The sequence below is a fragment of the Niastella caeni genome, assembly GCF_004834005.1.
GTDB lineage: Bacteria > Bacteroidota > Bacteroidia > Chitinophagales > Chitinophagaceae > Niastella > Niastella caeni.
Genome location: NZ_STFF01000003.1, coordinates 692661 through 706086, shown reverse-complemented (window position 1 = coordinate 706086; position 13426 = coordinate 692661). Strand labels below are relative to the sequence as shown.

The window sequence follows — 13426 nt, the reverse complement described above, 5'->3', positions numbered from 1 at the left end:
CCATGCGCATACAACATATAACGGTAATGATAATGGTGGCCTGTTCCCTGCAGGTACAGGCACAAACAACAACAGCACTCAACGCATTGATAAGGCGAAGGGTACCTTTTTTAAACAACAAAGTCGTTTTTACCCGTATACCCAACGTGCAAAAGGATACCGCATCCTATTATACAAAGGCGCAGCGGTTATATATTCAATATTCCGGCACCACCGCCGCTGCTTTTGCCTTGAATGATTACCTGCGTACGTATTGCGGCATTAGTTTTTCACATACCGGTGACCAGGTAAAGGCGCCTGCCACTTTACCTGAAGTAAAACGGGCGGTGCCTGTTGCTGCCACCTTCCGGTACCGGTATGCGCTGAATTATTGCACCTATAATTATACCATGAGTTTCTGGAACTGGAAGCAATGGGAACATGAGCTGGATTGGATGGCATTGAACGGGGTGAACCTGATGCTGGCGCCTGTGGGTACGGAAGTCGTATGGCAACAGGTGTTACAGGAAATGGGGTTTAGTGAACCCGATATCCGGGCATATATCCCGGGGCCTGCATTTAATGCCTGGTGGCTGATGGGCAATGTGCAAGGGTGGGGCGGACCGGTGAGTGATGCCATGATACAACATTGGCGCAGCTTGCAGCAACACCTGTTACAACGCATGCGGGAACTGGGCATACAACCGGTATTGCAGGGATTTTGCGGATTGGTTCCATCAACGATAAAAAAATATTTTCCAGGGGCACAGATCGTTGAACAGGGATCCTGGGGCGAAGGTTTTGTGCGGCCGGTGTTCTTATTACCGCAGGATAGCTTGTTTAAAAAAATAGCCCATAAATATTACACGCATATGCGCCGGTTATATGGCGATGCGCAATTCCTGGGTGGCGACCTGTTTCATGAAGGCGGCGCCACCGGTAATATCGATCTGGCTGAAACGGCCTCGCTGATACAAGCCAATATGCAACAATATTATCCGGGCAGCACCTGGGTGTTACAGGCGTGGCAGGACAATCCCAAAAAAGATTTTTTAAAAGGGCTGGATGTCGCCCATACGTTGGTGCTTGATCTTAGAGGAGATGCCGATAACAACTGGGAACGTACCAATGGTTTTTCGGGTTATCCTTTTATCTGGTGTTCGATGGTAAATGGCGGCGGCACGCTGGGCATGGAAGGCCGGTTGCTGCGGATATTGACAGAGCCATTTCGCGCAAAAGCCACAGCTGCCGGACGAACCATGGTAGGCGCCGGCATTGTGCCGGAAGGCATTGCCAATAATGATGTCATGTATACCTCGCTGTTACAGGCAGCCTGGCAAACGGAAATAACCGATGTGAGTGCTTATTTAAAAAAGTATGTGGTGGCCCGTTATGGAAAATATGACGCCGATATTTACAATGCCTGGCAGTTGTTGTTGCAGTCGGCGTATGTATCACATACCAATGAATTAACCGGCGCTTATGAATCTATCTTCTGCGCCCGGCCCGATACCAATTTCATCACCAGCGCCTCTACCTGGGGTTGTAAAAAACTGCCGTACGATACGGCCGTATTTTACAAGGCCGCGTTTTGTTTTGCCAAAGCTGCTGCCAGGTTTACCGCATCAGATACCTACCGGTACGATCTGACCGACATCTGGCGACAGGTGATCGCATTAAAAGCACGGCAGCCATATGCCGCTTTTATGAAAGCATGGCAGGAGCACAACACCGACGCATTCAAAACCAGCAAAGAACAATTTATAACCTTGCTGAAACTGCAAAACCGGTGGACGGCAACCAATAACGGATTTTGTTTACGTACCTGGTTACAGCAGGCATACCAGCTGTTGCCTGATGAAAAGGATAAAGCGCTGACTGTATGGAATGCCAAAGTGCAGATCACCTATTGGGGGCATTCCAGTAATCCCGCTACGCTGGGGCATGATTATGCCAATAAAGAATGGAGCGGTTTACTAAACGATTACTACCTGCCAAGGTGGTTGGCTTTTTTCGATTATGCCGAAAAGCGGATGCAGGGAACGCCGGCTCCCTGGCCGGATTTCTTCGGGATGGAAAAAGCCTGGACGGAGCAACGTGGTACCTACGCAGATAATAAGGGAGAAGACGGCATTGTTATTTTGCCCGAAGTGATGAACATAATTATGAAATAAAAAATACCGGTAAAAAAATGAACAACCGTTTGCGTGTTGTAGTATAGTATTAACCAACTAAATTCGATCGACAGAGCATTATAAAATAAAACAACCATCCATGTATACGGTAAAAAAAGTATTGGTTTTAATTTTTGCAGTTATTATTTTTCAAACCCTTCAGGCCCAACAAAAAATTGGTACTGAAACAAAGGCGCAAAAAGAAAAGCGCATGGCCTGGTGGACGCACGATCGCTTTGGCATGTTCATTCACTGGGGATTGTATGCACAGCCCGCCCGGCACGAATGGGTAAAACGGTGGGAGCGTATGAACGATGAACAATACCAGCCTTACTTTGAGATGTTCAATCCCGATATGTTCGATCCTAAAACCTGGGCAAAACAGGCTAAAGCCGCAGGGATGAAATATGCTGTGTTAACTACCAAACACCATGAAGGCTTTTGTTTGTTCAATTCAAAATATACCGATTACAAATCCACGAAAACTAAAGCTAATCGTGATCTTGTAAGGGAATTCGTGGATGCTTTCAGAGCAGAGGGGATCAGGATCGGGTTTTATTATTCACTGATCGACTGGCATCATCCCGATTATACCGTAGATGGGCTGCATCCATTGCAGCCAAAAAGCGAAGCCGATGCAGATTACGCCAGATTAAACAAGGGAAGGAACTGGAACAATTATAAAGGGTATCTGCATAACCAGATCAGGGAACTGCTTACCAATTATGGTAAGATCGATATCCTGTGGCTCGATTTCTCCTATCCCAATTCGAATGGGCATGGCAAAGGTAAAAACGACTGGGGATCCATTGAGCTGCTGAAAATGATCCGCCAACTGCAGCCGGGCATTCTTGTCGACAACCGGCTCGATCTGGATGAGTACCAGGATGGGGCAGACTTTGCTACTCCGGAACAGGTTAAACCTTCGGAGCTGCAAAGTGAGTATGGCGGAATGCCATTTGAAACCTGTCAGACTTTTTCGGGATCGTGGGGTTATTTCAGGGATGAGAACAGTTGGAAGTCGAATCGCGAACTGCTTACCTTACTGATAACTGCTGTAAGCAAAAGCGGAAACCTGATCCTGAACGTAGGTCCCACCGCAAGAGGTTATTTTGATTATCGCGCTGTTCGGGCGTTGGATAGTATTGGGAATTGGATGAAATATAACCAGCGGTCTATTTACGGTTGTACACAGGCGCCGGCTGAATATAAAGCGCCGGAAAATACATTGCTTACCTATAATGCAAGCGCTAAAAAAATATACCTGCACCTGATGCAATACAACCAGGCAACTGTTACATTATCCGGGTATAAGGGAAAAATAAAATATGCGCAGTTCCTGCATGATAATTCAGAAATACGGTACGAACCGGCCGGAGACAATTCAAATGATCTGCAGATAAAATTACCCCAGAAACCGAATCTTGAAATTCCTGTTATTGAATTGACGTTACAATAATCATTAAGCGTGTCACGGCCCTGAGCGAAGTCGAAGGACAAACCGAGGCACGCATTTAATCAGTAGTCATGAAACAATTATTAAGTATAATTCTTTTTTTAGCGGGTAACCAATTGGCTGCCCAATACCAGCCGCCCAAAGATTCGCTGGTAATTAAAAAGCTGGCGCAATGGCAGGACCAGAAGTTTGGCCTGTTTATGCATTGGGGGCCTTACAGCCAGTGGGGTGTTTTGGAAAGCTGGAGTATTTGTCCCGACGACTGGGTAACGCGTACCGGTCCGTATGCCGATAATTATTTTGAATATAAAAAGGCATATGAAAAATTGCCGGAAACATTCAACCCGGTAGCATTCAATCCGGAGAAATGGGTGAAGGCGGCCAAAACAGCAGGTATGCGGTATGTCGTGTTCACCACGAAACACCATGATGGCTTTTCCATGTTTGATACCAGGCAAACCGATTATAAAATAACCGGATCGCATACTGCTTTTGCTAAAAACCCCAGGAGTAATATTTCGAAAGTGATCTTCGATGCCTTTCGCAAGGAGGGCTTTATGACAGGGGCGTATTATTCAAAACCCGACTGGCATAGTGAACATTTCTGGTGGCCTTATTTTCCGCCCAAAGATCACAATGTAAATTACAGCACCACTAAATATCCTGATCGTTGGAAAAAGTTTCAGGAGTTTACATACAACCAAATTGAAGAGTTGATGACAGGATACGGACCCGTGGATATTTTGTGGCTCGATGGCGGTTGGGTGCGCCCTTCTCAAAAAGCGGATGATCCATTTAATCAGGATATAAATATGCCACACATTGCAGGTATGGCCAGAAGCCATCAGCCGGGATTGATCGTAGTAGACCGTACGGTGACCGGGGAATTTGAAAACTATATGACGCCTGAACAGGAAGTGCCTGAAAAACCATTGCCGTATCCCTGGGAAACCTGTATGACCATGGGCAATACATGGAGCTTTAGTAAAAATGACCAATATAAAAGCGCGCATCGCTTACTGGAATTGCTTGTAAAGATCGTATCGAGGGGCGGTAACTTTTTATTGAATGTTGGTCCCGATGGAAATGGCGATTGGGACCCGGTAGTGTATCAGCGCTTGCAGGAAATAGGTGCATGGATGGCCATCAACGGGGAAGCCATTTATGCATCCCGGCCCGTAGCGCCTTATTCAACTAACAATATATATTATACGCAGTCGAAGGATGAGAAAAAACTGTATGCTTTCTGGTTGTCAGAAAATGATACGGTAACATTACCTGCTACCATTCAATTTTCAGTAAGTGCAACCCGCAAAATAAAGCAGGTTTCACTGCTTGGTGCACAAAAGCAAAAGATCAAGTGGTCATTTGCGAATGGACTGGTAACTATACAGGTGCCGGATGCTTTGCAGCATGGTTCTCTTTTGAAACATAGTGTGGTATTTAAACTGGAATTACAATAAAGTATACGCGCGTCAGGGCTGAGCTGACCTTGCAATCGGCCTTAATCGTACCACGGTTTCAAACCGTGGTACGATTATAAGTTAACACTCCCTTATATCAAAAACACCAGCGCGTTTTTTTGAATACGTACATGTACCAGCGCGTTTTCTTTTAAGGTTACCTGTTCATCGTCTATATGCACATGCGTGCCTTTCCATTTTATTTTTATGTCTTCTGCTTTAATGGTTATGAAAGTGAATACGACTTCTTCCTCTTTCAGTTTGCAATCGATATACGCAGCAAACTTTGCCTGATCTTCGCCAGGTATTAATACAACTTCAAACGTGCCGTCGCCGGGATGGCCATGTGGCGACAAAAAAAGGTTAGGTCCGATAAGCCGGGTATTCATGACCTCGGCCATAAGAAAAGCGCCGGAATGATCTTCACCGTCAACGGTCAGTTCGCAATAATGCGGTTCGTACGAATGAGAAATGGCATGCATGAGTTGCAGGGCCGACCTCATTTTTAAATCCTTGTCCTCAATGTCATTTTTGTTTTGCTTGTCCATTTCTTTCATCAGGTAAGGAAATAAGCCATAGCCAAAACTCTCAATAAAGAATCTGGGTTCCTCACCATCGATAAAGATCTCACCCACATCAATGGCCGTGGTTTGTGGTACACTCCAGGAGCGGATGATGTCGAAGAGCTCGCCTTTTATGTTTAGTGATTCGGCAATGTTATTGGCCGTTCCGCAGGGCAGAATAGCTACCGGCGTACGTTTGATCGTATCTTCTTTTTGTAGCAGGATGGAAACCACTTCCTTTACCGTACCGTCGCCCCCGGCAATGACAATAAAATCTGACTGAGGGTCAATCTGCTGCCATTCTTCATTGTCTGTAGAACAATATCTACACTCATAACCCGCCGCTTCGATCAGCTTTAATAAAGTTGATTTTGAATGGGCTTCGTCACCTGCGCCGGGGTTATGTATCAGATGGATTCGTTTCATTAAATAATAAATAATAAAATATTCATTATAAAATTGTACCAGCTATGCTGGCATGAAAATTCATGCACTTTAATTATGAAAATACTGATAACCAACGACGATGGCATTTATAGCCCGGGCATTGCAGCACTGGCCAGAATCGCTTCCCGTTTTGGCAAGGTAACCGTAATTGCGCCCGATGTGGAACAAAGCTCTATGGGACATGCAGTAACGCATTCCCGGCCGCTGTCGTTGAAAAAATCGCCCATTACATTTGAAGGGGAAGGCATAGAAGCGTGGCGGGTAAATGGTACGCCGGCTGATTGTGTTGCTTTAGGCAGCCATTTATATGCGCATATGGATGTGGTTTTGTCGGGCATTAATATGGGGCCTAACCTGGGCAACTCCATGTGGCATTCCGGTACACTGGCCGCAGCCAAGCAGGCCGTACTGTTAGGAATAAGAGGCATTGCGCTGAGCACCCCGGTAGGCAAGTCTGAACCCGATTTTGATGCATTGGCGCCTTATGTTGAAAGAACGCTCGCCTTGCTGTTTGAAAGTTCAGAGCTGGGTTTATACAACGTCAACTTCCCGTTTCAACCAACAGGCATTCAATGGACGCGGCAATCGGTGCGGTTATACGATGGCAAGATAGTGCCCGGTGTTGACCCGATGGGTAGAAAGCATTACTGGTTTACCGTAACGCCGTTGGAACCTGCTGAAGAAGGCACCGACCGGTGGGCTGTTGAACATAACCTCGTTTCCATTACGCCATTGCGGCTCGATCTCACCGATGAACAAACGCTAAAGAAAGTAATGCGCGAACAACCGGTTTCATAAATAGTGAATATTGAGTATTGAATGTCCAATGTTGAAGTGGAATACATTCGCTTGTCCTGTCGATGGAACTGCTACCAGTTCCGGTTAAGGGCTTCTTTAACGCCGTCCCTGTTCTGTCTTGAAATAGGGATCTTTGCCCCATCCTTCATCAGCAAGGTTCCCCCATCCTCTTTCAGGTAGCTTTTTACGAAGCGAATATTGACCAGGTGCGACTGGTGGGTGCGGAGGAAATCGTAGGCCTTCAGCAGTTCTGCGAATTCCTTTAAGGTCTTACAGACCAGTGCCCGCCCGCTATCAGCCAGGAAAAAAATCGTATAATTATTGGAAGCTTCGCAACGGATAATTTCGTCAACTTTTACATACATGATCTCATTAAGGGTAGGCAATGCTATCTTGGGCAATTCCATTTTTCCCCTTTTGATATACTCCAGGAGGTTGTCGATGCTACGGTTTCGCTGCTTGTTCCCGATAGTTTCGATGGCTTTCTCCATTGCTTTTTTCAGTTCTTCCCTATCGATGGGTTTCAGCAGATAGTCCAGGGCTGAGAATTTGATGGCCTGAATGCCATATTGGTCGAAGGCGGTGATAAAAATGATCTCGAATGTTATTTTCGGAAAGGCTTTCAGTAGGTCGAAGCCCGACTTTCCCGGCATCTGGATGTCCAGGAGCACAAGGTCAGGCTCCTGAGCGCTGATGGCAGCTATCCCTTCGTCGGCACTGCCTGCGGTTGCCACTACCTGCACATGGGGGAAACAGGACTGAAGGATGGTCCTGGTATTTTCGATATTGTGTGGCTCGTCGTCGATAATGATGATGCGTATATTCATGGTTAGGTCCATTGATCGAGTTGTATGGTAATGGTGGTGCCTGTAGTCCCGGAATTGACAACCAGTGAAACGCGCGGCGATTTATATTTCTGGTTGAGCAATGCAATACGCTGGCGGCTCAGTTTCAATCCCATGCCCGTGCCAGGTACTGTCGTTTGGCCCGCTCCGGAGGTTGCGGCCTGGTGATCCGTCATATTTGCAGCAAGGTTCCCGGCGAAGCCCCTGCCATTGTCTTTTACAGTGAGGATCAGCCGATGGTCATTTTGTTCAACTGATACTTCGATCCTTCCCTGTTGAAGCAAAGTCGCCACGCCATGTTTAACGGCGTTCTCAACAAAAGGTTGCAGCAGCATAAGAGGAATCTCTGTATTCGCCTGGTTGATGGCCTGATCTACCCGGATCCCGTAGGTAAATCCAAAACGGAGCTGCTCCATTTGCAGGTAATCATCCAGCATTCGTATTTCATCTTCCAGACTGATCATCTCGGCCTCTCCTGACTGCAGCACCATACGGGTAAGGTCAGCGAATTTGGCGAGGTAATGGTTGGCGCCAGCAACATCGTTCTTATTCATCAAACCCTGGATGGCAGCCAGCGCATTGAACATGAAATGCGGGTTGAGCTGCGAACGGATGGACTTCAGTTGCAAACTAACGGTCTCGTTCTTCGCTGTGGCTCTTTTGAGTTTACTCTTATTATACCGGTAATAGCCCGCGAAGGCCAGGCTCATAAGGGCAATTGCCCCCAAAATGTATGGAAGCAATTGTTTAATGGATATTTTTTTTTCGATCAGCGGTGGGGGCAGCACCTCAAAAGGAAGCCGGATCATCTGTTGATCCTCCCAGTTCCCCAGGTCCATGACGCGGTGGATGAGCAACTGGTACTTGCCAGGCTTATCGAACCATTTGCTCCAAAATAAGTAAGTATCGCCTGTAAAAATATATTCTAGCTGGACAGTGTCCACTTTAGCTCCAATATTTTTCACGAGGTATAAGGAATAGGGAACGGTTTCATGCTGTTTGAAATCCAGGCTAAGAAATTGCACGCTGTCAACGGGAAATTTCAGGTCCTGGGGCAGACCGCTGAGGCTGTCGAAGCGCGTGGCGTACTTACTGTTCAGCTTTACATAATTGATATTAAAATAATCATTGTTGGCCTTTGCGACGACCAGCTGCGAGATCCGGGGCTTATAATCGATCCTCCAATCGAAAATTACGCCATCCCGGATGCTGTAGTTCTTTGTATTGATCACTTCGATCATTATTTGCTTTCCCGGCGCCCTATACTTGCCTAAAAGGGCGTAAGGTTTTTTCGCTCCATGCTCCTCCGCCATCCTGAGAACAGGCGACCAGGGCACCAGTTCCACGCTGTCGTTCTCCACAATATGGTATTTGTAATCCTTTGCATTTTCTGGCGTGATACCCAAGGCGATCAGCTCGGCCTCAGAACTGTCGGAAATGAAATACGCAGAATAGGATCTGGAGATGGACATTACCTTGGAAGCCAGATAATCATTGAGGTCCGGGTTTAACCTCACCCCAAGTAACATGGGGGTTTTAGGAATAACATCTGTGCGAACCGCATAATTCGAAAGTCTCAATTTGGGATCAAAATATTCAAAGACCTGGCTGACATGGCCATCGTCAGCGGAAAAAAATGAGGGTTGCCTCACCATGGAACGCGTGTCAGTGCTAATGCTTTCAAACAGGATGCGATGGCCGAATACATACCCCTGACGCTGAGCATACAGTACGGAAGGGATGCCATAAATGCAAAAGATAAGTTTCAGAAATCCAATGATTGTCTTTTTCATGTTCGAAGTTTTGAAGATAACAAGAAGAGCCGAAATTCCCGGAATTTACCTATGGAGGCAATAGCGCCTTAGTATCTGACGGTTGCCGGCAAGAATCCGGCGCATTATATTGTAACTTGTTTATCTATCAGAAAGCATTCGAAAATTATAAAGCAAGGATGTAGTAGGCCTGGCTGTCAGGAATGGAGAGATAGTAACTGCTCAACTAATAGCCAGTTTATACAGTTACCTTTTATATTTGAGGCAGCGGTTGAAGTTGACAAGCCAATTCACTGGTTCTTCATTTCCCGCCTTCCCACTCCGCATAAAACTGTTTCAGGTAATGCTCCATGAACTCATGCCGTTGCAGCGCTAATTTCTTCCCGGTTTCTGTATTCATTCTATCCTTTAACAACAGCAGCTTTTCATAAAAGTGGTTGATGGTAGGCGCATTGTTTTTTTTGTATTCTTCCTTACTCATTGTCATGTTGGGCGGAATGGCAGGATCGTGCATTGGCCTGTTCTTGAAACCGCCGTAATTAAAGGCGCGGGCAATGCCGATAGCGCCTATTGCATCGAGCCGGTCGGCATCCTGCACTATATCCAGCTCTTTCGATTTGAACTGTTGCTGGTGATTACCGCCTTTAAAGGAAATATGAGTAATGATGTTTTCTACATGTTGGATCACAGGTTCTTCCACCTGCAGCGATTGCAGCCATTTCCTCGCCATACGCGGACCAATGGTTTCATCGCCATTATGAAATTTTGAATCGGCAATATCGTGAAGCAAAGCGCCGAGGGCTACTACCAGCTCGTCGGCTTTTTCAAAAGAGGCAAGGTGTTGCGCTGTTTTCCAAACCCGGTAAATATGCCACCAATCGTGTCCGCCTTCTGCATTGGTAAGGGTGTCTTTTACGTGCTTTACAGTTTCTTCAATGATGAAATGATTGTTCATAGGAGCAAAAATAGCTGATTTGGATTTTGAGATTTTGTGATTTTGGGATTTTGCGATTTATCGTTATGCTGAGCATAATGAAATCTCTAAATCTCCAAATCTCTAAATCAAAAAATTACCCCAGCCGCCAATACGATCACAAACGCATCATCGATCCCAAATCGAATTTCCTTCAGCGCATGGCTCATTTTCTTCTCCACTGTTTTTACAGATATGTTCTTTTGTTCTGCGATCTGTTTGTAGGTAAGACCGTCATCGCGATGCAGGAGGAAGATCTCCTGTTCATCGGCCGGTAATGATTGAATGAGTTGCTGGTACAGGGTTTCCATTTCCTTGAACAGAACGGGGTCTTCAATAAGAATGTCTTTTGAAATGCCGGCCAGCCGGTTAAAGAAATCCTGGTCTGTTTTCTCCGCCCTGATGGCTTTAAACACCTGGAACCGCACTGCCTGGTGTAAATAGGAAGGTAAAGCATCTATCTGTACCGCTTCGCGCCGTTTCCATAATGAAATAAAAACTTCCTGCACAGCATCTTGTGCGGCTTCCTTTACCTGTAAAATATTGAGAGCAGAGAGGTAGAGTTGTTTCCAGTAACGATTGTAAATTTCAGCAAACGCCCCTTCATCGCTTTGATGAAGCTGCTGTAGTAACTGGTGATCGGTATGCGCAGGATAATGTTGCACTTTCTTACCCGAAAGTTAAGACAAATTTAACCTCCCTGGTAGTGCCCGGGGCAGAAAACTGCAAGAAAGATGGGTGATATTATTTATTTTATGTAAATGTAGGAAGCCTTAAGGCTTAAAGCTGAAGGTGTAAGGCTGAATACAGGTTAAGGTTAAACATTTAAGGCTTAAAGCTGCCTTCTGCCTTCCGCATAAAAAGAGAAAAGGAGCAAAAGCGACCTTCTTCAACCCTTTTGCTCCTTTAGCTCATTGCTTCCGGGAAGCCGGGGATAGAAATCCGCATCGAATAAGAGAGACCTTCTTCAAACCCTTATATTCTTTTGCGCCCGGCTTTCACAGAAGCGTTCAATAGAAATCTGCAGATGATGAGCAAAAGAGAACTCCCCTTAAAGCCCTTTTTTTGCTCGCAAAACCCCCGCGCCGGATAGGTTGCAACGTTCTCCATTGCCGGGGTTGCTATTTTAAAGCTCTTTATTATATCGAATATTGAATATCGAACCGATGAATGTCCAATATCGAAATGAGACCCTGCATTTTGTATTCTACTTTCTCATTTCTCATTCTTCATTCTTTATTTTTAATTTCTTCTGTATTCTCCTTCAACATTCAATATTGAACATTCAATATTCAATATTCAATATTTACTGCTTGTCCCACCACAATCTCGTACCGCCATTGTCAGGGCCGTTCAGCGTTGCTGCTGCCCGTTTGGCGCCTTGTGGATTGGTGAGGTATTCATCGGGTGGAATGTTCACGCGACGGATAAAGACATCCGTTGACACTTTGCCACCGCTGTTATTGATCACAACCGGGAACAGTTTAGGATACCCTGTTCTGCGAAACTCGCTCCACGCTTCCTGTCCATCAGGGTACATACTGATCCATTTCTGGGTGATGATCCTTTCCAGTTTTCTCTCAAACGCATCCCCCTCTTCCCATTTAATTGTAATGGTGCTGAGCCAGGGCTTGTCTTTGGTAACGTTGTTCTGGCCAGGTGTTATGGCTTTCGGGTCAATATATTCAGCTGCTTTGCTTGTTGCATCAGTGAGATAAGTGGCAGCGCCCGATAATGAATGCTGGCTGAAAGAAGTGGTTACACCGCTTTCATAATTTTCTTTGGCAGTACCGGCGCCTGTCCATCCACGCAGGGCGGCTTCTGCTTTCAGGAACCAGGCTTCGGCGGCCGTCATCAATTGAATTTTGCTGGGGAATGTGATCAATGCCGAATAACCCTGGTAACGGCTTTTGGCATCGATGTTAATTCCGTTACGAATGCCTTTGTATTGTCCGGCTACAGCCGCATCAACGGCCGGTACAAAGTATTTCGGCAGGCGTGGGTCATTATATCCTGTTAAGATGGATTCCATCGGTGCGCCCATGCGAATATCGGCCCATGCATTGTTGATGGTGTTCAGCGGATGTTCGGTGGCGCCAATGTTGATATTGAAATTATCGCTGGCAGCGCTTAATATGCCACCGGCATTAGCCAGCGCCGCTTCGCCTTCTGTTTTTGCTTTGGCCGCATCGGCTTTAACAATACGCAATGCCAGGCGCAAGCGCAACGTGTTGGCAAACTGCAACCATTTCGCATAACTGCCATCATATACCAGGTCGGCATTTTTGAAAGTGGGCAATGGTTTCTCTGCCCGCAATGGCGTAAGGATCGCGATCGCTTCGTTCAGGTCTTTAAAGAAATTGTTATAGGCTTCCTGCTGGCTGTCGTAATCGTACCCGCCATCATCTGCCCGCATTTTATATTTTGAGTACATAATCGGGCCGAAAATATCGCTCACGCGGTGCATGGCTTCTACCTTAATGATCTTCGCCATGGCGTATAATGCAGGTGCTGTCGTTTTTGTCGTTGCCTCCACATTCGAGATCGGGTTCATTACACTGCCCACCGAACTGGAGTAGGCCGGGTTCAATGCCCACACGTTCCAGCCATCAACCAGGTCGTAGTTCATGTTGTTGCTGTTACCGCGAAATGGGGTAGGAGGCATCATATAGCCGCTGTATACATCAGCCATCAGGTTTTGCTGCAACTGGGTTACCCAGGCCGGCTGATACACATAAATGCTTTTCTGCGCTTCCTGTAATTGGGCTACTACCAACCCGTAATCGGGCAACAGGTCTTCATTGGTAGCGCCATATGGATTGGTATTGTAATCCTGGAATTTTTTGGTGCAGCCGGTTGCTAATATAACCGCCGCCGCCATCGAAAGAATATATTTTGAATGCTTGTTCATTGTTGTATTATTTGATTCTGTTTGTTGTTTGTAGTTTGTTGTTTG

At 46.1% G+C, this 13426-nt stretch carries 10 protein-coding genes; 4 read left to right on the top strand and 6 right to left on the bottom strand.

Annotated features, from left to right (window positions below):
* The first annotated feature begins 2 nt into the window (after window positions 1-2).
* The 3 genes from FAM09_RS14120 to FAM09_RS14110 all read left to right on the top strand — a co-directional run bounded on the left by FAM09_RS14120 (window position 3) and on the right by FAM09_RS14110 (window position 5072).
* A complete protein-coding gene (locus FAM09_RS14120) occupies window positions 3-2153 on the top strand; it encodes an alpha-N-acetylglucosaminidase (protein WP_136577762.1) in 2151 nt (716 codons plus the stop codon).
* A gap of 100 nt (window positions 2154-2253) precedes the next feature.
* Window positions 2254-3612, top strand: a complete 1359-nt coding sequence (locus FAM09_RS14115) for an alpha-L-fucosidase (RefSeq protein WP_136577761.1) — start codon at window positions 2254-2256, stop codon at window positions 3610-3612.
* 68 nt (window positions 3613-3680) lie between these two features.
* Window positions 3681-5072 (top strand): alpha-L-fucosidase, encoded by a 1392-nt coding sequence (locus FAM09_RS14110; protein ID WP_136577760.1) that lies wholly within the window; start codon window positions 3681-3683, stop codon window positions 5070-5072.
* A 92-nt stretch (window positions 5073-5164) separates the two neighbouring features.
* Here the strand turns inward: FAM09_RS14110 and FAM09_RS14105 are convergent, their stop codons facing one another.
* Window positions 5165-6061, bottom strand: coding sequence for a diacylglycerol/lipid kinase family protein (locus FAM09_RS14105; RefSeq protein WP_136577759.1), 897 nt, complete (start codon window positions 6059-6061; stop codon window positions 5165-5167).
* A 75-nt stretch (window positions 6062-6136) separates the two neighbouring features.
* Here FAM09_RS14105 and surE point away from each other — a divergent pair, with 75 nt between their 5' ends.
* Entirely contained in the window at window positions 6137-6880 is a 744-nt protein-coding gene (gene surE, locus FAM09_RS14100; protein ID WP_136577758.1) for a 5'/3'-nucleotidase SurE, read from the top strand.
* Between the two features lie 71 nt (window positions 6881-6951).
* On the opposite strand, the gene FAM09_RS14095 is transcribed toward surE, so the two are convergent.
* The 5 genes from FAM09_RS14095 to FAM09_RS14075 form a co-directional block, all read right to left on the bottom strand.
* Window positions 6952-7707, bottom strand: a complete 756-nt coding sequence (locus FAM09_RS14095) for a LytR/AlgR family response regulator transcription factor (RefSeq protein ID WP_136577757.1) — start codon at window positions 7705-7707, stop codon at window positions 6952-6954.
* A gap of 2 nt (window positions 7708-7709) precedes the next feature.
* Window positions 7710-9518: a sensor histidine kinase gene (locus FAM09_RS14090; protein ID WP_136577756.1), complete on the bottom strand. Its 1809-nt coding sequence runs from the start codon at window positions 9516-9518 to the stop codon at window positions 7710-7712.
* Window positions 9519-9798: 280 nt separating this feature from the next.
* Window positions 9799-10452, bottom strand: a complete 654-nt coding sequence (locus FAM09_RS14085) for an HD domain-containing protein (protein ID WP_136577755.1) — start codon at window positions 10450-10452, stop codon at window positions 9799-9801.
* A 107-nt stretch (window positions 10453-10559) separates the two neighbouring features.
* Window positions 10560-11135 carry an RNA polymerase sigma factor gene (locus FAM09_RS14080; RefSeq protein ID WP_136577754.1) on the bottom strand — a complete coding sequence of 192 codons (576 nt, stop codon included), beginning with the start codon at window positions 11133-11135 and terminating at the stop codon, window positions 10560-10562.
* Window positions 11136-11776: 641 nt separating this feature from the next.
* The gene (locus FAM09_RS14075; protein WP_136577753.1) at window positions 11777-13381 is read right to left on the bottom strand and encodes a RagB/SusD family nutrient uptake outer membrane protein; all 1605 of its coding nucleotides are present in this window, start codon (window positions 13379-13381) and stop codon (window positions 11777-11779) included.
* Window positions 13382-13426: the final 45 nt, after the last annotated feature.

What these genes read in the sequence shown, in the direction of transcription:
- FAM09_RS14120 (WP_136577762.1), top strand. Translation starts at nt 3, where the DNA reads ATGCGCATACAACATATAACGGTAATGATAATGGTGGCCTGTTCCCTG.
- FAM09_RS14115 (WP_136577761.1), top strand. Translation starts at nt 2,254, where the DNA reads ATGTATACGGTAAAAAAAGTATTGGTTTTAATTTTTGCAGTTATTATT.
- FAM09_RS14110 (WP_136577760.1), top strand. Translation starts at nt 3,681, where the DNA reads ATGAAACAATTATTAAGTATAATTCTTTTTTTAGCGGGTAACCAATTG.
- FAM09_RS14105 (WP_136577759.1), bottom strand. Translation starts at nt 6,061, where the DNA reads ATGAAACGAATCCATCTGATACATAACCCCGGCGCAGGTGACGAAGCC.
- surE (WP_136577758.1), top strand. Translation starts at nt 6,137, where the DNA reads ATGAAAATACTGATAACCAACGACGATGGCATTTATAGCCCGGGCATT.
- FAM09_RS14095 (WP_136577757.1), bottom strand. Translation starts at nt 7,707, where the DNA reads ATGAATATACGCATCATCATTATCGACGACGAGCCACACAATATCGAA.
- FAM09_RS14090 (WP_136577756.1), bottom strand. Translation starts at nt 9,518, where the DNA reads ATGAAAAAGACAATCATTGGATTTCTGAAACTTATCTTTTGCATTTAT.
- FAM09_RS14085 (WP_136577755.1), bottom strand. Translation starts at nt 10,452, where the DNA reads ATGAACAATCATTTCATCATTGAAGAAACTGTAAAGCACGTAAAAGAC.
- FAM09_RS14075 (WP_136577753.1), bottom strand. Translation starts at nt 13,381, where the DNA reads ATGAACAAGCATTCAAAATATATTCTTTCGATGGCGGCGGCGGTTATA.